Origin of the sequence: Muricauda sp. SCSIO 65647, assembly GCF_021534965.1 — a bacterium.
Lineage (GTDB): Bacteria > Bacteroidota > Bacteroidia > Flavobacteriales > Flavobacteriaceae > Flagellimonas_A.
In genome coordinates, this window is record NZ_CP091037.1 from 412,501 (window position 1) to 435,123 (window position 22,623).

The following is a 22,623-nucleotide window of genomic DNA, read 5'->3' on the forward strand; positions in this document are numbered from 1 at the left end:
TATTTAGCCTTGGCGGATGGTCCCGCCAGTTTCACACAGGGTTCCACGTGCCCCGCGCTACTCAGGATACCGCTATCTCCGACGCTCTTTGCCCGTACGGGGCTGTCACCCGCTGTGGCCCGGCTTTCCAACCGGTTCCGGTTCATCGCGCGAAGAACATCGCGGTCCTACAACCCCAGCACTGCCGAGACAGCACTGGTTTGGGCTGTTCCGCTTTCGCTCGCCGCTACTCACGGAATCACTCTTGTTTTCTCCTCCTCCGCCTACTTAGATGTTTCAGTTCGGCGGGTTCGCCTGCCTTACGGCATGACAGGCCTTCAGCCTGCCGGGTTGCCCCATTCGGAAATCCGCGGATCATATCGTATGTGCCGATCCCCGCGGCTTTTCGCAGCTTATCACGTCCTTCGTCGCCTCTGGGAGCCTAGGCATCCCCCATACGCCCTTCTCTTGCTTGTCGCCCCCCCCATAAAAGGGGAAGGGCCCTCTCGTAATCCTTCAATAAAATTGTTTCTACTACTACGTGTTTCTTCTTCGACTCCGCTATGGCGGCAATACCGCCACGCTTCGTCCCAATATGTCAATGAACCTTTCGACGGCGACAACGCGCCGTCCGGCCCCCCGCGCAAAAAATGTCCCAAGGACATTCCCCCGCGCCCGGGCCCTGTGGAGAATACCGGAGTCGAACCGGTGACCTCTTGAATGCAAATCAAGCGCTCTAGCCAGCTGAGCTAATCCCCCGTTTTTTCAAAACGGGAATTCCAAAATGAATGAAATCCCAAATTCCAAAAAAAATGGGGCCTTCCCAACTCCCAGAATTTCCCGTACAGTACTTTTTAAGAACCTAAAGGACCACGGCCCCTGGCCCCACCTACTTCGTAGTCTCAGGCAGACTCGAACTGCCGACCTCTACATTATCAGTGTAGCGCTCTAACCAGCTGAGCTATGAGACTGGAGCAACGGTACATGGCACCGATATATCAATGGCACATAAGGGAAGACAGCGGAAAGCCCGAAAAGGACCCGACCGCGGGCGACGGCCCCAATGGGGCGTCTCTCTAGAAAGGAGGTGTTCCAGCCGCACCTTCCGGTACGGCTACCTTGTTACGACTTAGCCCTAGTTACCGGTCTTGCCCTAGGCCGCTCCTCGCGGCGACGGACTTCAGGCACTCCCGGCTTCCATGGCTTGACGGGCGGTGTGTACAAGGCCCGGGAACGTATTCACCGCGCCATGGCTGATGCGCGATTACTAGCGATTCCAGCTTCACGGGGCCGAGTTGCAGGCCCCGATCCGAACTGTGACCGGTTTTGGAGATCCGCGCCCCCTCGCGGGGTGGCATCCCCCTGTACCGGCCATTGTAGCACGTGTGTGGCCCAGGACGTAAGGGCCGTGATGATTTGACGTCATCCCCACCTTCCTCGCGGTTTGCACCGGCAGTCCCGTTAGAGTCCCCATCTTTACATGCTGGCAACTAACGGAAGGGGTTGCGCTCGTTATAGGACTTAACCTGACACCTCACGGCACGAGCTGACGACAACCATGCAGCACCTTGCAATGTGTCCGAAGAAAAGGGCGTCTCTGCCCCTGTCACAATGCATTTAAGCCCTGGTAAGGTTCCTCGCGTATCATCGAATTAAACCACATGCTCCACCGCTTGTGCGGGCCCCCGTCAATTCCTTTGAGTTTCATTCTTGCGAACGTACTCCCCAGGTGGGACACTTATCACTTTCGCTTGGCCACGGAGACCAAAGTCCCCACAGCTAGTGTCCATCGTTTACGGCGTGGACTACCGGGGTATCTAATCCCGTTCGCTACCCACGCTTTCGTCCATCAGCGTCAGTACATGGTTGGCCACCTGCCTTCGCGATCGGTGTTCTATGTGATATCTATGCATTTCACCGCTACACCACATGTTCCGGCAACCCCACCATGACTCAAGACCTACAGTATCAAGGGCAGTCCCACGGTTGAGCCGTGGCCTTTCACCCCTGACTTATAGGCCCGCCTACGGACCCTTTAAACCCAATGATTCCGGATAACGCTCGGACCCTCCGTATTACCGCGGCTGCTGGCACGGAGTTAGCCGGTCCTTATTCTTACGGTACCGTCAGATCCCCACACGTGGGGAGGTTTCTTCCCGTATAAAAGCGGTTTACAACCCGTAGGGCCGTCATCCCGCACGCGGCATGGCTGGATCAACCTTCCGGCCATTGTCCAATATTCCTCACTGCTGCCTCCCGTAGGAGTCTGGTCCGTGTCTCAGTACCAGTGTGGGGGATCCCCCTCTCAGGGCCCCTAGCCATCGTCGCCCCGGTGGGCCGTTACCCCACCGGCAAGCTAATGGCACGCATCGCCATCCCCGTCCGATAAATCTTTAGACCCGTTGCCATGCGGCAACGGGTCGCCATGGGGCATTAATCCACGTTTCCATGGGCTATTCCCCTGACAGGGGCAGGTTCGATACGCGTTCCGCACCCGTGCGCCACTCGTCATCTGGTCGCAAGCAACCAATGTTACCGTTCGACTTGCATGTGTTAGGCCTGCCGCTAGCGTTCATCCTGAGCCAGGATCAAACTCTTCATCGTGTTGTCTTTAAATAGACCCCTAAAACGACCGAGCACCCGGCGATCAAAATGGTTCCTTCTCTTTCTTTACGCTGTCTGTATTCCCAATATGTACATGAACTTCTTTACAAAAACATGCCCCCGGAAAAACACAAAGATCCCGAGGGAAACACCTTGCCATGACGGCAAAGCGGGTGCAAATATAGAAAGCTTTTTTCCACCCAACAAAACTATTTCATCAAAAAAAATGAAAAAAAAATTATACGCTGAAAATCAACATTTTAACTTTTCAATTCTGTATAGAACCCTATTCATAAATGCCCAATTCTGTATTGTAAGCATCATTACAAGATCGTATCTTTGCCCCTTGTTAAAGAATCATGATATGATAGACATTACTTTGCCCGATGGTGCGGTCAAAAAAGTTGCTGATGGAACCACTGCCATTGAAGTGGCCCAAAGTATTAGCGAAGGCTTGGCGCGAAATGTGATTTCAGCCTCTTTCAATGATGAAACCATTGAGACAAGTACCCCGTTGACCGAAAATGGCAAATTGACATTATATACATGGAATGACGACAAAGGGAAAAAAGCTTTTTGGCATTCAACCTCCCATGTGGTGGCACAGGCTTTGGAAGAGCTCTATCCAGGCATCAAGTTGACCATAGGTCCCGCCATTGAAAACGGGTTCTACTATGATGTTGATTTTGGAGCGCATACCATATCTGAAAAAGACTTTCCACAAATTGAAAAAAGAGCGCTAGAGATTGCACGCGGCAAACATGACTTCATGATGCGCGAGGTTTCAAAGAAAGATGCACTCGATTATTACCAAGGTCAAAACAATGAATATAAGGTAGAACTCATCGAAAACCTTGAAGATGGTGATATCACATTTTGCGACCACAGCACTTTTACCGACCTGTGCCGTGGTGGTCATATACCCAACACAGGGTTTATCAAGGCCATCAAAATCTTGAATGTTGCAGGGGCGTATTGGCGTGGTGATGAGAACAACAAGCAGCTGACCAGGGTATACGGCATATCATTCCCAAAACAAAAAGAGTTGACCGAGTATCTTGAACTGTTGGAGGAAGCCAAAAAACGTGACCACAGAAAATTAGGAAAGGAACTGGAACTGTTCACTTTCTCCCAAAAAGTCGGTCAAGGGCTTCCATTATGGTTGCCGAAAGGAGCGGCTTTGAGGGAACGACTCGAAGATTTTCTCAAAAAAGCACAGAAGAAAGCGGGCTATGAAATGGTAGTGACCCCCCATATTGGGCAAAAAGAACTGTATGTCACCTCTGGGCATTATGAAAAGTATGGGGAAGACAGTTTTCAGCCCATACACACCCCAAAAGAAGACGAAGAGTTCTTGCTCAAACCCATGAATTGCCCCCATCACTGTGAAATCTATAACAGCAGCCCGTTCAGCTACAAAGATTTACCCATACGCTATGCAGAGTTCGGCACTGTTTATCGATATGAACAAAGTGGTGAACTACATGGTCTTACCAGGGTACGGGGCTTTACCCAAGATGATGCCCATATTTTCTGCACCCCAGATCAGTTGAACCAAGAGTTCAAAAATGTCATCGACCTATCATTGTACGTGCTGGGCTCTTTAGGATTTGAAGACTTTACGGCCCAAGTTTCCGTTCGTGATCTCGACAAACCAGAAAAATATATCGGCGCCGTAGAGAATTGGGAAAGAGCTGAAAAGGCCATTATCGATGCTGCCGATGAAAAGGGCCTCGACTATGTTGTAGAAAGTGGTGAAGCCGCTTTTTATGGACCTAAGCTTGACTTCATGATAAAGGACGCCTTGGGGCGCCAATGGCAATTGGGCACCATACAGGTTGATTACAACTTGCCCGAACGTTTTGATCTGACCTATAAAGGCAGTGATAACGAGCTGCACCGTCCGGTAATGATCCACCGAGCCCCATTCGGAAGTATGGAACGTTTTGTTGCGCTTTTGCTCGAACATACAGGGGGTAACTTTCCGCTATGGCTGATTCCTGTACAGGCTATTGTATTGCCAGTCAGCGAGAAACATGAAAAATATGCTGAAAAAGTTTTGAATTCCCTAGAAAATCACGAAATTCGCGCGCTCATTGATAAGCGGAACGAAACCGTTGGGAAAAAAATTCGTGAAGCCGAGTTGAAAAAAATACCCTTTATGATCGTTGTTGGCGAAAATGAAGAAAAAGCCAACACGATATCGGTCAGAAGACACGGGGGTGAAGACCTTGGAAGCATTGGCACAAGCGATTTTTCAGACTTGGTATCTACAGAAATAAATAGTACCTTAAAGTCGTTCTAGAAATTGTTTAATTAAAAAAGATCAGTCATAGCAATACGAAGAAGATTTAGGCCCCAACCTAGAAGGGAGAACAAGAATCCCCATAATATCAATGAAAAAATAACCGCCCCGAAAGTGCGATTGGTGGGCGACAATGTTGAAATGGGCATTTACCCGATTCAGCAAGCTTTGCAAAAAGCAGAGGAACTTGAACTTGATTTGGTAGAGATTTCACCTAAGGCCGATCCACCGGTCTGTAAGATCATGGATTACAAAAAGTTTCTCTACGAGCAGAAGAAGCGTGAAAAAGCCATGAAGGCCAAGGCCAGTAAAGTAGTGGTCAAAGAAATACGCTTCGGCCCGCAGACCGATGACCATGATTATGAGTTCAAGAAGCGGCATGCCGAGAAGTTCTTGAAAGACGGTGCCAAATTGAAGGCCTATGTTTTTTTTAAAGGCCGATCTATCGTCTATAAAGATCAAGGTGAAATTTTACTCTTGAGGTTGGCACAAGAGCTGGAAGAGTTCGGCAAAGTAGAACAAATGCCGAAGTTGGAAGGTAAGCGAATGACCATGTTCATCGCACCGAAGACAACAAAAAAATAAAGAGCTGATCGCTCGATTAAAATATAAGCGGAGTTAATTAAATATTTAGGAAATGCCTAAAATGAAAACAAAATCCAGTGCCAAGAAGCGTTTCAAGCTGACCGGTACCGGTAAAATCAAAAGGAAGCACGCTTTTAAGAGTCACATCTTGACCAAGAAATCGAAAAAGCGTAAACTTCGGTTGACCCATTCTACTTTGGTACACAAAGCAGATGAGGCCAACATTAGAGAGCAATTGCGTTTAAAATAATTGTTCAAAGGTTTATTCATTAATTAGTAACCATGGAGTCGGGCACATTCACAAGACCTAATATAGCGTTTGAGTGAACTATCAAGTGGCGATTATCGCCCGCCTGCTACAAAAAAGTGAAACAAAATGCCAAGATCAGTAAATTCAGTAGCTTCAAGAGCACGTAGAAAAAAAGTGCTGAAGCAAGCCAAAGGTTATTTCGGGAGACGTAAAAATGTCTGGACAGTAGCCAAAAATGCGGTTGAAAAAGCGATGTTGTACGCTTACCGCGACAGAAGAAACAAAAAAAGAAACTTTAGGGCCCTTTGGATTACCCGTATCAATGCGGGCGCCCGTCAACACGGTATGTCTTACTCTCAGTTTATGGGCAAGGTGAAAGCCAACGGTATCGAGCTCAACCGAAAGGTTCTTGCCGATTTGGCCATGAATCACCCAGAAACGTTCAAGGCCATCGTAGAAAAAGTGAAATAACGATTTTACATAAACTTTACCCCGCTTACTGAAAATCCCGCTGATAGCAGCGGGATTTTTGTATTTTAACCTGACCATAATCCAATCTAAATGTTGAAGAGTTCTTTTTTGACCCTATTGCTGCTATTGTGTTTGAACCTTTGTTCATATGCACAAAATGAATCTCTTTCGTTTTTGGCCATGGGAGATAGTTATACCGCTGCTACGGGCGAGCTGCCAAAAAACAGTTGGCCCAAACTATTGCGGGCACTCATGAACAAAAAGAAGCAACAATTTGACGAGCCCCATATTTTGGCCAAAGCCGGTTGGACGACCACCGACCTATTAAAGGCCCTCGATACCGCTCAACTCGATCCATCATATGACCAAGTAGCACTGCTTATTGGCGTGAACAACCAATACCGTGGCTTGCCCATCACCAGGTTTGAGGAAGAATTTGAACAGCTATTGCAAAAAAGTATTCAATTGGCCAATGGCAATGCCGAACAGGTTTTCATATTGACCATTCCCGATTGGGGGGTCACACCCTTTGCCGGTTTTCGAAATCGTGATAAAATTAGTGAAGAGGTCGGTCGATATAATGCGTTGATTACAGAAATGAGTGCCAAAAAAAATATACTGGTCATCGATATCACTCCCCTGTCAAGGAACATGGGGGTAAACCCAAGTTTAATCGCTTCCGACAGTTTGCATCCCTCAAAAAAAATGTACCAAAGCTGGGCCAAGAAAATTTCAAAAAAACTACGAAAGAAAAATTAAGGGAATTTTTTCTCTTGAAATGATCAATTGCCAAAGGCAGTGATGACCAATCTTCTACCTGATGCGTGGTTACGGTGCTCACACAGGTAAATACCTTGCCAAATACCGAGATTTAACCCGCCGTTGGTAATAGGTATCTGAACAGAGGTACCCATCAATGACGCTTTAATGTGGGCGGGCATATCATCGGGCCCTTCATAGGTATGTACAAAATAGGGCGCATTTTCAGGTACCAAAACATTCATATGGCTTTCGAAATCGATTCGCACCGTAGGATCTGCATTCTCATTGATGGTCAAACTGGCCGAGGTATGCATGATGAAGACCTGTAGCATTCCCTTATTGATTTTTTTGATTTCAGGAATGGCATCCAAAATTTCATCTGTAATCAAATGAAACCCCCTTGAATAGGGCTTGAGCCTTATTTCCGCTTGATGGAATTGCATCAGGTATTACTTTTTTTGGTTAAAAAATATTTAGATCCAAATTTAATGGAAAGATTACATGAATCTTATATATACCCTTACCTTTGCCCCTTATTTTGTTTTATGGACCTGTCACAAATCAAAATGGTCGTCACCGATATGGACGGCACGCTATTAAACTCAAATCACGAGGTAAGCGGGCAGTTCTTCTCACTATTTGAAAGACTGCGAAAAAAAAACATTCAATTTGTGGCCGCCAGCGGAAGGCAATATAACAGTATAGTCGACAAGCTACAGCCCATAAAAGATGATATCATCGTCATTGCAGAAAATGGTGGCTTTGCCATCGATAACGGTGAGGAGATTGTCTCAACCCCACTACCTATTGATACAAGAAATAATGTTCTAAGTATTTTGGAGCAGATCGGGGACAATTACCCGGTACTATGCGGCAAATACGCTGCCTATATTTCTGACAGTTCGCCCAAATTTGAAAAAATGTTGCGGGAGTACTATACCGAGTTTGAGATCATTGACGATTTAAAATCTTATACCGAAGAGACGATGAAGATCGCGGTCTATCATTTTGTCGATTCAGAAAAATACATCTATCCTGCCGTAAAACACTTAGAAGATTACCTAAAAGTAAAGGTGTCAGGCGAGAATTGGGTCGATGTTTCCAGTCTTAAGGCCCATAAAGGTTATGCGTTGAAAAAAGTAATGGAGCGCTACAATGTTCGATCGAACGAAGTATTGATTTTCGGTGACTACAACAATGATATTGAGATGTTGCAGCTTTCAGATTTTAGTTTTGCCATGGCCAATGCACACCCAAATGTAAAAAAGGTGGCACAATACGAGACGTTGAGCAATGATGAATTGGGGGTTGAAAAAGTGTTGGAAAAGCTGACTTAAGTTTTCTGTTTTTTCTTTCTGGCGGCAGGAAACAATACATTGTTCAAAATCAGCCGATAGCCCGGTGAGGTAGGGTGCAGTTCCAATTCGGTTTTGGGGTCTCCTACCCGATGCTGGTAATCTTCGGGATCATGACCGCCGTAGAAAGTGAAAAATCCCTTACCCTTGATGCCGTGTATGTAGCGTGCCTCGCCATTCAGTTTGCTTTCGCCCAATATCATGACCGTAGGTTTCACCTGATTTCTAGTGAATGAGGTCGTTTGACCCATAAAGCCTTTGACCAACATGGTATGGTTTTGGGTCAACATGGTAGGCACGGGATCCCATTTGGCAGAAAACTCCATCAGCGAGAAATAATCCGATTCTTTGGGTATCTGTCTTTTGGCAGTCATGTCTATGGTCGAAAACTCGTAACGCAACGGACTCCTCTCCAATACAAACTCTGTAAAGGCAAATGTTTTGTTGAAATCGAGCTTGCCCTGATAATTGGGCTCTGAGGGGTCACCATCGAACATGGGCTCACAGATATCAACTCCATTGGCGGCCAGTGCTATATCGAATGTATCGGTCGCTGAGCACATGGCAAACATGAAGCCTCCACCGATCACATAATTCCTGATTTTTTGGGCAACGGCCCCTTTTTGTTCAGACACCTTGCTAAAACCCAGTTTTGTGGCCCTCTCTTCTGCCAGTCGTTTGCCTTCGATATACCAAGGGGCAGCGCGATACATGCCGTAGAATTTTCCAAATTGGCCTGTAAAATCTTCATGATGCAGATGCAGCCAGTCGTAGAGTGCCAATTTATCATCCATTACCTCCTCATCATAGAGCGTTACATAGGGTATTTCGGCATAGGTGAGCACCATGGTCACAGCATCGTCCCAAGGCTGGTTGTCTTTCGGTGAGTAAACGGCAATCTTGGGTGCTTTTTCGAGAATAACGGCATCTTGGTTTTGGGAGGGACTACTGATTTCATCTAAAATGGCTTCTGCCTGGGCATCTGAAAGTATTTCGTACGAAACGCCCCGAATTTGACATTCTTTGCGGATAACTTCTCCATCTGGTAACAAAAACGAGCCGCCACGATAGTTCAACAACCATTGCACTTTTTGCTGCTTGGTCAAGACCCAGTAGGTGATACCATAAGCTTTCAAATGGTTTTTTTGGCTCTCGGCATCCATGGGAACGAGAATCATCGATGCGGATAGACCGGCATAAGAGATGAGACATAAGACTAAAGATAGGACGGTCTTCGCCTTAGAATCGAGAAAATCAGAAGGGAATGTCGTTGTCTTCTTCAAAATCATCACTGGCTTCCGGACCATTGTCAAAAGCCTCATCGGCAGAGGGGAAACTTTTTGTGACAAATGGATTTTCTTCATCGGCATTCATCTTGGATTGGAACTCGAATGGTGAGTCAAAGTCATCTAAGTTATCGAATTTACCCAAGGCTCCAATGAACTTTAACCTAATATTATCCAATCCGCCATTACGGTGCTTGGCCACAATAAACTCTGCCTGACCTTGTGTTGGGGTACGCTCTTCATCGTCCCATTCATCGATTTTATAGTATTCGGGGCGATAGATGAACGACACAATATCGGCATCTTGCTCAATCGCACCTGACTCACGAAGATCGGAAAGAATGGGTCTTTTGCTGCCACCACGGGTTTCTACGGCCCTTGAAAGCTGTGACAGTGCTATTACGGGCACGTTAAGCTCTTTGGCCAATGCTTTTAGGTTTCTCGAAATGGTCGAAATCTCTTGTTCACGATTGCCTCCTTTCTGGCTTGCCCCAGAAGTCATCAACTGTAGATAGTCGATGACGATCAGCTTGATCTTATGTTGGGAAGCCAGTCGTCGTGCTTTTGCCCGCAGGTCGAAAATGGACAATGATGGCGTATCATCGATGAACAGTGGTGCTTTTTCAAGTGCCTTTACCTTAACGTTCAATTGCTCCCACTCATGCTTTTCCAATCGTCCGGTACGGAGTTTTTCTGATGAAAGCCCTGTCTCTGAAGAAATAAGGCGGGTAATCAACTGTACCGACGACATTTCCAACGAAAAGAAGGCTACGGGCACTTCTGCGTTCACGGCAATGTTGCGTGCCATTGAGAGCACCAATGCCGTTTTACCCATACCGGGTCTTGCCGCAATGATGACCAAATCGCTGGGCTGCCAGCCCGATGTCAATTTGTCGATTTTATCAAAACCTGATGGAATACCGCTCAGACCTTCCTTATTGGCGATTTCTTCAATCTTTTTCTTGGCCTGAATGACCAAGTTCTGCGCCGTTTCTGCCGAACGTTTCAGGTTACCTTGTGTTACCTCGTACAGTTTTGCTTCTGCATTGTCGAGCAAATCAAAAACATCGGTTGAATCTTCATAGGCCTCTTCGATGATCTCATTTGAAATTTTGATCAACGATCGTTGAATGTACTTTTGCAAGATGATTCTTGCATGGAACTCAATATGGGCCGAAGATGCCACTTTTTGTGTGAGTTTAATGAGGTAAAAATCACCTCCAACTGCCTCAAGATGACCATCTTTCTTTAATTGCGAAGAAACGGTTAATAAGTCTACCGGCTCAGAAGATTCGAACAATTTGAAGATGGCTTCGTAGATAAACTTATGGGCATCTTTGTAAAAGACATCAGAATGCAAAATATCGATGACTTCATCGACACCCTTTTTGTCAATCATCATAGCCCCCAACACAACTTCCTCTAAATCAACAGCTTGAGGTGGAATTTTTCCTCGCTCAAGGCTAATTATCGTCGATTTATCGACTTTGCGTCCGATGATTGGGCTAGGCTTGTCCATGAATGCGAAAGTATGGAATTAACCTTTACTTAACTTTGAATGCAAAGGTTGTGATGTCAACAGGTCTTCAACAAAAGTAATGTTGATAACTCTTAAATTGTGTTAACAATGTAAAAATCGATATGTTTTGATTTTAAAAAAAATCAATCGAAACGAAAAATCAAGGGTTAGCCGTTGAAGACCCCCATATCGGCATACTTGTCCATGCGAGTTTTCACCAAATCTTTTGGTGATAACTTTTTGAGTTCTTCAAAGTGACTTGAAATTTTGTCCTTGACGATCTCGAAGGCCTTTTCGCGGTTGCTATGGGCACCTCCGGCAGGTTCGCGAACAATTTCATCGATGAGCTTCAACTTTTTCATGTCGGTGGCCGTCAATTTCAATGCATCGGCCGCTTGCTCTTTGTACTCCCAGCTCCTCCAAAGGATAGAAGAGCATGATTCGGGCGAAATAACCGAGTACCAAGTATTTTCCAACATCAATACCTTATCGCCGACACCTATGCCCAAGGCCCCTCCCGAGGCACCTTCGCCAATGATAACGACAATAATGGGCACTTTTAAACGGGTCATCTCCAAAATATTGCGGGCGATGGCCTCGCCCTGCCCACGTTCTTCGGCCTCAATACCTGGATAAGCCCCTGGCGTATCGACAAAACTCACCACGGGCACGTTGAACTTTTCAGCCATTCTCATCAACCGAAGTGCCTTTCGGTATCCTTCAGGATTCGCCATACCGAAATTTCGATATTGACGGGTCTTGGTATTGTACCCTTTTTGTTGACCGATGAACATATAGCTTTGGTCACCGATTTTGCCCAGACCACCGATCATGGCCTTATCATCCCTAACGGTTCTATCACCATGTAGTTCTAGAAAAGTATCGCCACAAATGGCATTGACATAATCCATTGTATATGGCCTGTTGGGATGTCTGGATAATTGTACCCGTTGCCATGCTGTCAAGTTTTTATAAATACTCTTTCGCGTCTCGGCCAGTTTTTTTTCGATCTGTTGGCAGGTTTCCGTGACATCGACCTCACTCTCTTCACCAATCACCTTGCATTTTTCGAGCTGTTCTTCCAATTCTTTGATGGGAAGCTCAAAATCTAAATATTCCATAACATCAACGGCATTTGTTTATGTAGTGCACAAATATAAAACTTTAGGTAAAATCGTTTGCCCATATTCTGATATTACCTCATGAACCGCACTATCGCTTGGCTTTCTGAAGAAGATAAATGCCCAAAGCGCCAAACAGCACATTGGGTATGATTACCGCCAACAACGGTGAAAACCCCGATTGCTCGGCCAAAGTACCAAAAACCTTGTCAAAAAAGATGTAGATAAAGGCCACCCCAATGCCAAATGCGAGGTTGACCCCCATACCCCCTCTTCGCTTTACCGATGATACGGCAACAGCTATAATGGTCAATACAAAAGCGGCAATGGGCAAGGCCCAGCGTTTATATTTCACAAGTATATAGGTATTGATATTGGAAGAACCCTTGCGCCGCTGCTCTTTGATAAATTCGTTCAACTCGAACAGGTTTTTGGTATCTGCGACATATGATACCGGTGTCAAATCATCGATATCGAAAGTGAAGAGCGTATCAAGCCTTCTTTTTGTTTGAATGATTTCCCTACCATCGCGAATCTTTCTCTTGGCATACGACGTCAAGCGATATATACTGTCTTTCTCGACCCATCGTATATTGGAGGCCGAGATCTTATAGTCTAACGTATCGCCCTTAAAATGTTCAAAGGTGAAATTATAGCCTATATCACGTGAAGGGTCAAATCGGCTCACGTAGATGAAGTCATTTTCATTGAGCTGGTTGAAAATGTTATTGGTCACCCGATCGGTCTTTCCCTTCTTGAAATATTTGTACTGAAATTCATTATAGTTGATGCTGGCGTGGGGCACGATGAACATTCCCATAAAGAAAATCAAGATGGCCACGATGGTCGCCCCGATAAAATAGGGTCGCAAGAACCGCCAATACGATACCCCAGAACTCAGAATGGCCACAATTTCTGTATTACTGGCCAATTTCGATGTGAAAAAAATGATGGACAGGAACAAGAAAATCGGAAACAGTAAATTGCCAATGACCAAGGTAAAATTGGCATAGAAGATAATGACCTCGTTGAGCGGTGCTTCGTTATCGATTATTTTTCCAATTTTTTCTGCCAGATTGGCCATAATGCCTATGGGCACAAAAAGCAAGAGCATTCCGATGAATGTCCAGAGATAACGCCTCAATATGTACTTGTCAAGAATGGTAAGCATTACAATCTGTTGTTCATTTTGGCGACCATGGTTTTTTTCCACTCCGTAAAATCACCCGCTAAAATACGCTCTCTGGCAGTCTTCACCAACCAACGGTAAAAACCGAGGTTATGAATGGTGGCTATCTGCTTGCCCAGATACTCGTTGGCCGCGAACAAATGCCGCAAGTAGGCCTTACTATATTCGGTATCGACAAATGTGATGCCCATTTCATCAATGGGTGAAAAATCGTCTTCCCATTTTTTGTTCTTGATGTTAATGGTTCCCTCAGACGTAAAAAGCATTCCATTTCGTGCATTACGGGTAGGCATCACACAATCAAACATATCGACCCCCAAGGCAATGTTCTCTAAAATGTTCACAGGGGTACCCACACCCATCAGATAGCGGGGTTTATTTTTGGGGAGGATGTCACAGACTACCTCTGCCATCTCGTACATCTCTTCGGCGGGCTCGCCGACCGAAAGGCCACCAATGGCATTGCCCTCTGCCCCAACGGAAGCCACGTATTCAGCTGATTGAATACGCAAATCTTTATAGGTCGACCCCTGTACTATAGGGAAAAAAGCCTGTGAATATCCATATTTGAGCGGTAGTTTTTCAAGATGTTCCAAGCACCTATCCAACCAACGATGGGTAAGGTGCATCGAACGCTTGGCATAGTCATAATCACACGGATATGGTGTACACTCATCAAAAGCCATGATGATATCGGCACCTATACTACGTTGAATTTCCATCACATTTTCAGGAGTAAAAAAATGGAGCGAGCCATCAATGTGCGATTTGAATTTAACCCCTTCCTCTTTGATTTTCCTGTTATCTGACAACGAATATACTTGGTAACCACCACTATCGGTCAAAATGTTCCGTTCCCAACCCATAAACTTATGCAGGCCGCCAGCTTTCTCAAGAATATCGATTCCTGGGCGCAAGTATAGGTGGTAGGTGTTTCCTAAAATAATATCGGGGTCAATGTCATTGCGCAGTTCGCGCTGGTGCACCCCCTTGACAGAAGCCACTGTGCCCACGGGCATGAAAATAGGGGTCTCTATGGTACCGTGGTCGGTCGTTATCGTTCCCGCCCTTGCCTTGGTATCGGTATCCGTCTTTGTTAGGTTGAATTCCAAGCCTCAAATTTGAACGCAAATATAGCCATCTTGGGTGCAGCAATCCCTTAACAAAAAAATAAAGTTATTGTCGAAAAGACCTTGATAAGTTAATTCACATTGATTTGTTTATGGCACCCAATGCCGTTACTTTTGGCGAATCAAAAAATAGAATCAATGGCAAATATTGAAACATTGGAACGTCTTGTGGTACAGGTACGGCGAGATATTCTGAGGATGGTGCACAAAGTGAACTCAGGCCACCCGGGAGGTTCTTTGGGCTGTACTGAATTTTTCGTGGCCCTTTACAATGAAATCATGAATCTCAAGGAGGGTTTTGATATGGACGGCTCAGGAGAAGATGTCTTTTTTCTCTCAAATGGCCATATCTCACCGGTATTTTACAGTGTTTTGGCCAGACGGGGCTACTTTTCAATCGATGAACTGAACACCTTTCGCCTTATCGATTCGCGCTTACAGGGGCATCCGACCACCCATGAAGGACTACCGGGAGTTCGGGTGGCGTCAGGTTCTTTGGGTCAGGGCATGTCTGTGGCCATTGGTGCAGCTTTGGCCAAAAAATTGAACAATGACGATCATCTGGTTTTCAGTTTACATGGTGATGGTGAACTACAGGAAGGCCAAAACTGGGAAGCCATTATGTTTGCCGCGGCCAAAAAGGTCGATAATCTGGTCGCTACCATCGACCGCAACGGACAGCAGATCGACGGCCCCACCGAAGAGGTGCTATATCTAGGCGATGTTGGTGAAAAATTCAGGGTTTTTGGATGGGATGTACTCGAATTGGATGATGGCAATGATTTAGAAAAGGTGATAACCACTTTGAGAGCAGCCAAAAATCGTACGGGCAAAGGCAAGCCAGTCTGCATTGTCATGAACACCGTTATGGGCAATGGCGTTGATTTTATGATGTATACCCATGCATGGCACGGCAAGGCGCCCAATGATGAACAATTACAGACCGCCTTGTCACAGAATCCAGAAACTTTGGGTGATTATTAAAAAGAAGTTCTACAGATGAAAAAGTATATAGATCAAGGAAAAAAAGATACGCGAAGTGGTTTTGGTGCAGGCATAACAGCACTCGGTAAGACCAATGAAAAAGTTGTGGCCCTTTGTGCCGATTTGGTGGGCTCATTGAAGTTAGAACAGTTTATCGAAGACAATCCAGAGCGATTCTTTCAGGTGGGCATCGCCGAGGCCAATATGATGGGCATCGCTGCCGGTTTGACCGTCGGGGGCAAAATTCCATTTGCCTGCACTTTCGCCAATTTTGCCACGGGCAGGGTCTATGACCAAATACGCCAATCCATAGCCTATTCGGGCAAAAATGTGAAAATATGTGCCTCGCACGCCGGGCTGACCCTTGGTGAAGATGGTGCCACACACCAAATTTTAGAAGATATCGGCTTGATGAAAATGCTGCCGGGCATGACCGTCATCAATCCCTGTGACTTTAACCAGACCAAAGCGGCCACCATTGCCATAGCTGAACACAAAGGCCCTGTATATCTGAGATTTGGAAGACCCAAGGTGGCAAACTTTACCCCTGAAGACCAAACGTTTGAGATAGGTAGGGCCATTACGCTCAATGAAGGAAGTGATGTTACGCTCATTGCTACGGGGCATTTGGTTTGGGAAGCCCTTAGGGCAGCTGAAAGTCTCGAAAATCAGGGTGTCTCGGTTGAGGTCATCAACATTCACACCATCAAGCCTTTAGATGAGGAAGCCATTTTGAAGTCCGTCAAAAAAACAGGCTGTGTGGTCACAGCCGAAGAACACAACTTTTTGGGCGGTTTGGGCGAGAGTGTGGCCCGAACATTGGCTGAACACTTTCCTGCCCCCCAAGAATTTGTGGCCACTCAAGATACTTTTGGGGAAAGTGGCACCCCCGAACAACTGATGGAAAAATATGGCCTGAACAATAAAGCCATTGAGAAAGCCGTTTTGAAGGTGTTGAAAAGAAAATGACATTAAAATTCAGGGACTGGCCTTTTTCTCGATTATCGAGTTTGGTATCGTCTTTGATGCTTTTCAACACGAACAAAAACGAGCACAATATGAAAAAAACACTTCTAACGGTGGTCATGGCCCTTATGGGCATAGCCACATTTGCACAGGCAGGCCCTGGCTTCGGAATCAAGGCCGGGTTAAACTATAACGGCAACGGAGACTACTTCAATTCTGCAGAACAGGCCTTTGAAAATCCTGATAGAAATGCCGGTTTCCACGTCGGGGTTTACGGTAAACTGGGCAATCGTATCTATGTACGACCCGAATTGGTCTATACGAGTACCTCTTCAGACTACAACGAGGGTGATCTAAAGATCAACAAATTGGATCTGCCCGTGTTGGTCGGAGCCAAAATCATTGGCCCATTGCATGCGTTTATAGGCCCCTCTTTTCAGTACATCCTCAGCACAAAATTCGACGATGTCAAATTCGATGATGTTGAAAACGATTTCACCGTTGGCTTAAATCTCGGAGCTGGTTTAAATCTAGGTAAGTTTGGGGTTGACCTGCGCTATGAGCGTGGTTTTACAGAGAACGAGGTCAACTTCATCGACACCAATATCACCAATTTGAATGGTGACAGGGTCGATACACGCCCTGATCAGTTGATTCTGAGCCTATCGTTAAAACTTTAGATTTTTCAACATAGTAAAAAAGCCCCGACAATGTCGGGGCTTTTTTACTTAACTATCACTATCTCGATAATCAGGGATGCCATCATTATCGGAATCGGGAAAGGTGATATTCCCCATTTCATCGATTTCAATCTCGTCACGGGTCAAGATACCATCATCATCATCATCTGGATCCTGAAAGTCTGCCGTGGGCCTGACATTTGCATTGGCTTCTGATTCTGCATCCGTATTGTCATCAAAAAGATATCCATTACCATTAAGATCTTCCATAATAGATGGTATTCCATCACCATCATCATCTGTGTCAACGATCAAATGGCCGACATCAACGGTAAAAATCAAATTTGAATAATTGGGTATGGAACCGGAGGGGCCAGCTCCTAGAAAATATCCAAGCCCAGAAGGCATAATAATCAAACCAATACCACTATCGGTATAAAAAGATGTTCCATCGGGGTTGACTACCAAACCACTTTCCGTTCCAGATTTAAAATTCGAGACGCCATTGGCAAAACCTCTTACCAGAAAGGGAAGCTGTTGCCACGTATAGGTGGGCGATGCATCAAATTTATTGCCATTCAACAACATGCCCTCATATCTAAAAAGCGTTGAATCTGCTACTGTTGGCGACAATCCTTCACCTTCTCTCGCCGACAAATAATAGTATGTGTGCGGAACATCGGTTTCTTCCTCAGCAAGATTGAACTGATTTGAAGAAACGGTTACCACTGCAGACATGAGCTCTGGCATTTCACTTAACGGTGTCTTATCGGCATTCTCGCCCGCTATGGTATCAATACGAATCTTAAAGTCAAAATCGGCAGGTGGACTTTGAAACTCTTCGTAATTATAGAAATGGCTCGCCAAGAATTCCTTGATTTCTGCATCATCTTCGGCTGCCACTTCGCTCAAAAGCCGTGGTGGTACCACCTCGAAGTCATTGCCATCATCATTTCCGCATGAAAATAGCACCATGGTAAGCACTATTATAAATATCGATCTTCGTATCATACAACTTTTATCGTATAGTCGCGCAAGATACAATTTTCCACTATTTTTGGTCATGACCTTAACAAAGATTTGCAACCTATATGCGCATAGATAAATACCTTTGGTGTGTGCGATATTACAAAACGCGAAACATAGCCACCCAAGCTTGTAAAAAGGGCCATGTAAAGGTGAATGGATTGGTCGCAAAGCCTTCCCGTGAGGTATTTGCCACCGATACCATAATGCTTAGAAAAAATCAAATCGATTATCAGCTTACGGTTTTAGACCTGCCCAATAGTAGGGTCGGTGCCAAATTGGTCGATATCTATCGCAAAGATACCACCCCAAAAGAAGCCTTTGCCCACAAAGAACTGTTGAAACATGCCAAAGAGCACTACCGAAAAAAGGGTACTGGTAGACCTACCAAAAAAGATCGCCGCGATATTGAAGGGTATTTAGACGAAACGGAATAATCTGTTTGCTTATTTTTACATAAACTATCGTCATGGCAGACCGCATTCTCTCGCACGAAAAAATACAACATAAGATTCGACGTATTGCCTACCAAATCCATGAAAGCAATGTCGATGAAAAAGAAATCGTGGTCGCCGGTATAAAGGGAGGCGGAATGAGCTTTGCCAAAAAGATTTCGGCCATACTCGAAGACATCACCCAATCAAAAATTACGCTTTGTGAGGTCAGTATGAACAAAGACAATCCATTAAAAAGTGGTGTCATGACCTCGCTTAGTGAAAGTGACTATAAAAATAAGTCAATCGTATTGGTCGATGATGTCTTGAATTCTGGTGCAACGCTGATCTATGGGGTACACCATTTTTTGAAGACCCCCCTAAAACAATTAAAGACCGCTGTTCTGGTAAACCGAAACCACAAAAGATTTCCGGTGAAAGCTGATTTTAAAGGCATTTCGCTATCGACCTCATTGAACGAGCACGTAAAGGTGGTCTTCAAGACCAAAAACGATGCTGTATACTTAGAGTGACGATAGTATTTCATCAACAATTTCTTCGGGGGTTTTGCCATCACAGAAAACAACTTCATCGGCCCGCTCATAGAAAGGTGTTCTCTCAAAGAGATGCTTACCTATAAATTCAGGAAAATCTTCATCGGCCAAAGAGCTTACCAGAGGTCTTTCAGCCTTTTCATGGCGTATACGTTCGACCAAGGCTTGAATTGATAGTTTTAAATAGATCGATTTGGCCGTACTCTTTTCAATATTATCCATATTGTGGCCATAGCAAGGCGTGCCCCCACCGGCGGCAAGTACCATGTCTTCTTTCTCGGCCAAAAGTCTTTTGAGTGCCTCGGTTTCTTTTTTTCTAAAATATATTTCGCCGTGTTGTTCAAATATTTGGGGAACCGGGATTTTTTCTTGCTCTTCAATAGCTTGGTCCAAATCTAGAAATGCGAGGTTCATTTTCTTGGCGAGAAGGTTGCCAACAGTTGATTTTCCACTGCCCATATATCCTATTAAAACTATCTTCATCGAGTGTCTTGTTCCCTGTTTTTTAGAATCGCAAATTTATCATTATTTCAACTTGTGGAATAGATAATTGGTGTTATATTTGCACCCGCAAACGGCGTTTTGACCTGATAGCTCAGTTGGTAGAGCATCTCCCTTTTAAGGAGAGGGTCCTGGGTTCGAGCCCCAGTCAGGTCACTCAGCTACGAAACAGCCCTGACGTTTCCGTCAGGGTTTTTTTATGGTATAGGTGATTGGTTTTGTCTTTAAGGTCGGCAATTTTTATATTCAAAGACTTACAACTCGGCCTGTTCTTCAATCAGTGTTTTCCTAAAAAGGATATCTTGTTCTTGTAATGCAAAAATCACCAATCTGATATAGTCTTTAACCGTTTTTCTGATATTCTTCGGATCGGTAATGTCAATGACCCCGCGCCAAATAAGCTCGCGTTCTTTACCCACGCAGATACAGTACAACGAAGTCTCGGCGTGATACACGGTGAAGTTGTCATAATAACCAGTCTCATAATAGATATCTTGATGATCAAGGTAATCGTCACTGAAATTGCCATATCGGTCTCCGAGGTTTCCCAGCTTTTTCTTGAACATCTTTCTGTTTTTAGAGCCTACGATCTTAGTGAACAGTATGGCATCAAAATCTTTGTCCAATAACTGCTGTTCAACCTCTGAGAGCTGTTCTTCAGACTGTCTTGAGGCAGTGAATTCCACATCGAACAAATCAATGCTGCGGAATGACTCTATGCCATGGTCATCAAACTTCTTTTTCATTTGGTTTTCGAACAATTCTCGTGTCTGGATATCTGAAGTCATACCAACAATGAGTACCTTACTTGCGTCAAAAATGACAATGTCTGGATTTTTCCAGTTACTCACCAAACTGGTTGATGAACATCCACCCAAAACAAATACAAGGGCTATGAGGAAAAAAAGATTTTTCATGTTCTTGATTTATGTTCAATTTAGATATTCTTCTTTTTCTGTTACAAAAAATAACTAGTTGTTTACCATTTCTTAATGAAATATATGCCGATCACCTGCATTACCTGACCAGGTTCTGCATGACCAAAAAAGGAATCTTGGCCGTAAGGCCAATTTCATCAACCGTTGAACGGTACAACATATCTTCAAAAAAAGAGTGCCTCGAGTTCACCATGACCAAAAGATCAATGTCGTGTTCTTTGATGTAGGTCATGATAGCTTCCGTTTTGTTTCTTACCTCTGTTCTTTCGAACGATATATAGCAATTGGCACAGGTATCTTTTAAAAACCGTTTGTTGTCTAATTGTCTATGGCTCAAATCGTCAAAATCGGAAATATGAAGGCAGTGGATCTCTGATTTAAAATTACGGGCCACATCGGCCAACAATTTTATTTCCCTCCTCTTGAAGGGCAGCATATAGTCAGTCGGAAACAATATTTTTTTGGGTTGCCGATAAACAAATTCCATAGGTATAGCCAACACCGGGCAATTGACATATTTGAACACCTGAACCGTATGACTCCCAAAAGTGATCTTTGCTTCTTGATTTTTTCCCCGAGTGCCCATAACGACCAAATCAACGTTCTTTTGTTTGGCCACATCGTTCACCGCATCGACCAAAGATTCAAATGCACTGATTTTCTCAAAAGTGTGCTTTGGGTTGGGCGGTATCTCGGTAACATCATCGGCAAGAGCCGAAAGTTGTGCTTTCACCCTCTCTGAAACCTTCTCTTTTTGCCGATCGAATTCATTTTGATCTACATTCTTGAATTCACCATATACCTCATCGGCATAGGCATGCAGCAAACAAAAATGGGTACGCTCGCACCAATATAGCTTCTCGGCAAAGTCTATGGCATGACGTGCGTTTTCAGAAAAGTCGGTGGGAATCAAGACCGTTTTCATCTTTTGTTTTTTTGTTTTAATCGGTCAGAACTACCCCTGAGGATAGGCTGGGGCACTTCGCCGTTGAACATCATGACATAATCAATCATCTCTTAAAGTTATGGTGGTACAATTTTTCAAACTATGATATTGGTCAATCTGAAAAGCGGTCAGCAAAAGTCTTTATTCATGAATCACGAAAAAAGGCACATTGGTATGAAAGCTGATTTTCTCGACCAGTGGATCGAACAGCATCTGCTGCAAAAAATTGAGGTTTTTGGCCACCATGATGATCATATCAATGTCTCTACTCTCCACAAAACACTGTATAGCGGCATTTACGCTCTTATTGGTCAGCATATGGGAACTGTGCCTGCCCGGAAAAGTTTCATCAAGAAAATCACTAAGATACTCTTGGTTCCTTTTCTGCTCTTGTGTAAGAATGCCCTGCAATTTTGTTACATGCATGACCCTGAAATTACTGTCATCACTTAAATGCATCATTCCTGAAAGAGCTTCCAATATTCTATGGGGATAGAAAATGTTATAATCGGTCGGAAAAGCAATCTCTTCGGGTTTTTTGAGATTTGTTTCTTTCGGAATGACCAGTGTATTATAGGGCACTTTGGTGATGACATCGCCCGTATTGCTGCCTATGATCCTCTTTCTTAGCCCCGTGGCACCTTTGGTGCCCATTACAATCAAATCAATTTTCTTCTCTTTTGCCTGTTTTTTGATTGCGTCGGTGAAGAACCCGTAATCATTGATGGCAAAAAAATGGTGTTGCTCATCTGCAGCAAGGTTTTCGGCCCTCTTCAAAAAATCATTCAGTTGTTTTTTTGAGGAAGTTGTTCCAGTATCAGTGGTCGTGAAAGTTCCATTTGTGTTTTTGGTGTCAACGGCAACAATTGGGTAATCGATTCTTTCGCTGACATGTAAGCAAAAAAAGTTGCAATCTTGCCCTTTAAACAACAATTGGGCATATTGAATCGCTTTCCAAGCATCTTCAGAAAAATCTGTTGGAATCAGGATGTTTTTCATTCTGCTATTCACTTACCTTACAAATCTAGGTGTGTGTCG

At 44.6% G+C, this 22,623-nt stretch carries 22 protein-coding genes, 3 tRNA genes and 2 rRNA genes (1 of these 27 only partly in view); 12 read left to right on the forward strand and 15 right to left on the reverse strand.

Annotated elements, in window-relative coordinates; genetic code table 11:
- The 4 genes from L0P89_RS01755 to L0P89_RS01770 all read right to left on the reverse strand — a co-directional run.
- Window positions 1–457: ribosomal RNA gene (locus L0P89_RS01755) — 23S ribosomal RNA — on the reverse strand; it reaches 2,370 nt to the left of the window's first position.
- A 207-nt stretch (window positions 458–664) separates the two neighbouring features.
- Window positions 665–738: transfer RNA gene (locus tag L0P89_RS01760), tRNA-Ala, on the reverse strand.
- 138 nt (window positions 739–876) lie between these two features.
- Window positions 877–950 (reverse strand) — tRNA-Ile (locus L0P89_RS01765).
- Between the two features lie 109 nt (window positions 951–1,059).
- Window positions 1,060–2,583, reverse strand: a 16S ribosomal RNA gene (locus L0P89_RS01770).
- Together the 16S and 23S rRNA genes with 2 tRNA genes alongside form the textbook arrangement of a ribosomal RNA operon.
- 364 nt (window positions 2,584–2,947) lie before the next feature.
- Here L0P89_RS01770 and thrS point away from each other — a divergent pair.
- The 5 genes from thrS to L0P89_RS01795 all read left to right on the forward strand — a co-directional run bounded on the left by thrS (window position 2,948) and on the right by L0P89_RS01795 (window position 6,953).
- Complete coding sequence (gene thrS, locus L0P89_RS01775) at window positions 2,948–4,888, forward strand: threonine--tRNA ligase (protein ID WP_235266692.1); 1,941 nt, start codon at window positions 2,948–2,950, stop codon at window positions 4,886–4,888.
- A gap of 27 nt (window positions 4,889–4,915) precedes the next feature.
- A complete protein-coding gene (infC, locus tag L0P89_RS01780; protein ID WP_409557569.1) occupies window positions 4,916–5,473 on the forward strand; it encodes a translation initiation factor IF-3 in 558 nt (185 codons plus the stop codon).
- Between the two features lie 52 nt (window positions 5,474–5,525).
- Complete coding sequence (rpmI, locus tag L0P89_RS01785) at window positions 5,526–5,723, forward strand: 50S ribosomal protein L35 (protein WP_235266693.1); 198 nt, start codon at window positions 5,526–5,528, stop codon at window positions 5,721–5,723.
- A gap of 126 nt (window positions 5,724–5,849) precedes the next feature.
- Complete coding sequence (gene rplT, locus L0P89_RS01790; protein WP_235266694.1) at window positions 5,850–6,194, forward strand: 50S ribosomal protein L20; 345 nt, start codon at window positions 5,850–5,852, stop codon at window positions 6,192–6,194.
- Window positions 6,195–6,284: 90 nt separating this feature from the next.
- Window positions 6,285–6,953: an SGNH/GDSL hydrolase family protein gene (locus tag L0P89_RS01795; protein ID WP_235266695.1), complete on the forward strand. Its 669-nt coding sequence runs from the start codon at window positions 6,285–6,287 to the stop codon at window positions 6,951–6,953.
- Window positions 6,954–6,976: 23 nt separating this feature from the next.
- On the opposite strand, the gene L0P89_RS01800 is transcribed toward L0P89_RS01795, so the two are convergent.
- Window positions 6,977–7,399 carry a secondary thiamine-phosphate synthase enzyme YjbQ gene (locus tag L0P89_RS01800; RefSeq protein ID WP_235266696.1) on the reverse strand — a complete coding sequence of 141 codons (423 nt, stop codon included), beginning with the start codon at window positions 7,397–7,399 and terminating at the stop codon, window positions 6,977–6,979.
- Between the two features lie 102 nt (window positions 7,400–7,501).
- On the opposite strand from L0P89_RS01800, the gene L0P89_RS01805 reads away from it, so the two are divergent.
- On the forward strand, window positions 7,502–8,293 hold the full coding sequence (locus tag L0P89_RS01805) for an HAD family hydrolase (RefSeq protein WP_235266697.1): 792 nt from the start codon (window positions 7,502–7,504) through the stop codon (window positions 8,291–8,293).
- Here the strand turns inward: L0P89_RS01805 and L0P89_RS01810 are convergent.
- From L0P89_RS01810 to tgt, 5 genes are all read right to left on the reverse strand, one after another.
- Window positions 8,290–9,489, reverse strand: coding sequence for an asparagine synthetase B (locus L0P89_RS01810; RefSeq protein WP_235266698.1), 1,200 nt, complete (start codon window positions 9,487–9,489; stop codon window positions 8,290–8,292). The two genes, L0P89_RS01805 and L0P89_RS01810, sit on opposite strands and share 4 nt — an antisense overlap.
- A 76-nt stretch (window positions 9,490–9,565) precedes the next feature.
- Entirely contained in the window at window positions 9,566–11,116 is a 1,551-nt protein-coding gene (gene dnaB, locus L0P89_RS01815; RefSeq protein WP_235266699.1) for a replicative DNA helicase, read from the reverse strand.
- Between the two features lie 167 nt (window positions 11,117–11,283).
- Window positions 11,284–12,237 (reverse strand): acetyl-CoA carboxylase carboxyltransferase subunit alpha, encoded by a 954-nt coding sequence (locus L0P89_RS01820; RefSeq protein WP_235266700.1) that lies wholly within the window; start codon window positions 12,235–12,237, stop codon window positions 11,284–11,286.
- Between the two features lie 91 nt (window positions 12,238–12,328).
- Window positions 12,329–13,408, reverse strand: a complete 1,080-nt coding sequence (locus L0P89_RS01825) for an LptF/LptG family permease (RefSeq protein WP_235266701.1) — start codon at window positions 13,406–13,408, stop codon at window positions 12,329–12,331.
- Complete coding sequence (tgt, locus tag L0P89_RS01830; RefSeq protein ID WP_235266702.1) at window positions 13,408–14,538, reverse strand: tRNA guanosine(34) transglycosylase Tgt; 1,131 nt, start codon at window positions 14,536–14,538, stop codon at window positions 13,408–13,410. Before tgt ends, L0P89_RS01825 begins: the two co-directional genes overlap by 1 nt.
- Before the next feature lie 156 nt (window positions 14,539–14,694).
- Here tgt and L0P89_RS01835 point away from each other — a divergent pair, with 156 nt between their 5' ends.
- The 3 genes from L0P89_RS01835 to L0P89_RS01845 all read left to right on the forward strand — a co-directional run bounded on the left by L0P89_RS01835 (window position 14,695) and on the right by L0P89_RS01845 (window position 17,186).
- Window positions 14,695–15,540, forward strand: a complete 846-nt coding sequence (locus L0P89_RS01835; protein WP_235266703.1) for a transketolase — start codon at window positions 14,695–14,697, stop codon at window positions 15,538–15,540.
- A 15-nt stretch (window positions 15,541–15,555) separates the two neighbouring features.
- Window positions 15,556–16,509, forward strand: a complete 954-nt coding sequence (locus L0P89_RS01840) for a transketolase family protein (protein WP_235266704.1) — start codon at window positions 15,556–15,558, stop codon at window positions 16,507–16,509.
- An 89-nt stretch (window positions 16,510–16,598) separates the two neighbouring features.
- The gene (locus L0P89_RS01845; protein WP_235266705.1) at window positions 16,599–17,186 is read left to right on the forward strand and encodes a porin family protein; all 588 of its coding nucleotides are present in this window, start codon (window positions 16,599–16,601) and stop codon (window positions 17,184–17,186) included.
- A gap of 48 nt (window positions 17,187–17,234) precedes the next feature.
- Here L0P89_RS01845 and L0P89_RS01850 read toward each other — a convergent pair whose 3' ends face one another.
- Window positions 17,235–18,197, reverse strand: a complete 963-nt coding sequence (locus L0P89_RS01850) for an FKBP-type peptidyl-prolyl cis-trans isomerase (RefSeq protein ID WP_235266706.1) — start codon at window positions 18,195–18,197, stop codon at window positions 17,235–17,237.
- 80 nt (window positions 18,198–18,277) lie between these two features.
- Between L0P89_RS01850 and L0P89_RS01855 the strand changes: the two genes are divergently transcribed.
- Together L0P89_RS01855 and L0P89_RS01860 are read left to right on the forward strand one after the other, a co-directional pair.
- Entirely contained in the window at window positions 18,278–18,649 is a 372-nt protein-coding gene (locus L0P89_RS01855) for an RNA-binding S4 domain-containing protein (protein ID WP_235266707.1), read from the forward strand.
- A gap of 32 nt (window positions 18,650–18,681) precedes the next feature.
- A complete protein-coding gene (locus tag L0P89_RS01860; protein ID WP_235266708.1) occupies window positions 18,682–19,179 on the forward strand; it encodes a phosphoribosyltransferase domain-containing protein in 498 nt (165 codons plus the stop codon).
- On the opposite strand, the gene L0P89_RS01865 is transcribed toward L0P89_RS01860, so the two are convergent.
- Window positions 19,171–19,683 (reverse strand): shikimate kinase, encoded by a 513-nt coding sequence (locus L0P89_RS01865; protein WP_235266709.1) that lies wholly within the window; start codon window positions 19,681–19,683, stop codon window positions 19,171–19,173. The genes L0P89_RS01860 and L0P89_RS01865 overlap by 9 nt on opposite strands.
- A gap of 101 nt (window positions 19,684–19,784) precedes the next feature.
- Between L0P89_RS01865 and L0P89_RS01870 the strand changes: the two genes are divergently transcribed.
- A tRNA-Lys gene (locus L0P89_RS01870) sits at window positions 19,785–19,857 on the forward strand.
- A 98-nt stretch (window positions 19,858–19,955) separates the two neighbouring features.
- Here L0P89_RS01870 and L0P89_RS01875 read toward each other — a convergent pair.
- The 3 genes from L0P89_RS01875 to L0P89_RS01885 form a co-directional block, all read right to left on the reverse strand.
- Window positions 19,956–20,618 (reverse strand): hypothetical protein, encoded by a 663-nt coding sequence (locus L0P89_RS01875; protein ID WP_235266710.1) that lies wholly within the window; start codon window positions 20,616–20,618, stop codon window positions 19,956–19,958.
- A gap of 100 nt (window positions 20,619–20,718) precedes the next feature.
- On the reverse strand, window positions 20,719–21,564 hold the full coding sequence (locus L0P89_RS01880) for a universal stress protein (RefSeq protein WP_235266711.1): 846 nt from the start codon (window positions 21,562–21,564) through the stop codon (window positions 20,719–20,721).
- Between the two features lie 162 nt (window positions 21,565–21,726).
- Window positions 21,727–22,584 (reverse strand): universal stress protein, encoded by an 858-nt coding sequence (locus L0P89_RS01885; protein WP_235266712.1) that lies wholly within the window; start codon window positions 22,582–22,584, stop codon window positions 21,727–21,729.
- Window positions 22,585–22,623 lie beyond the last annotated feature (39 nt).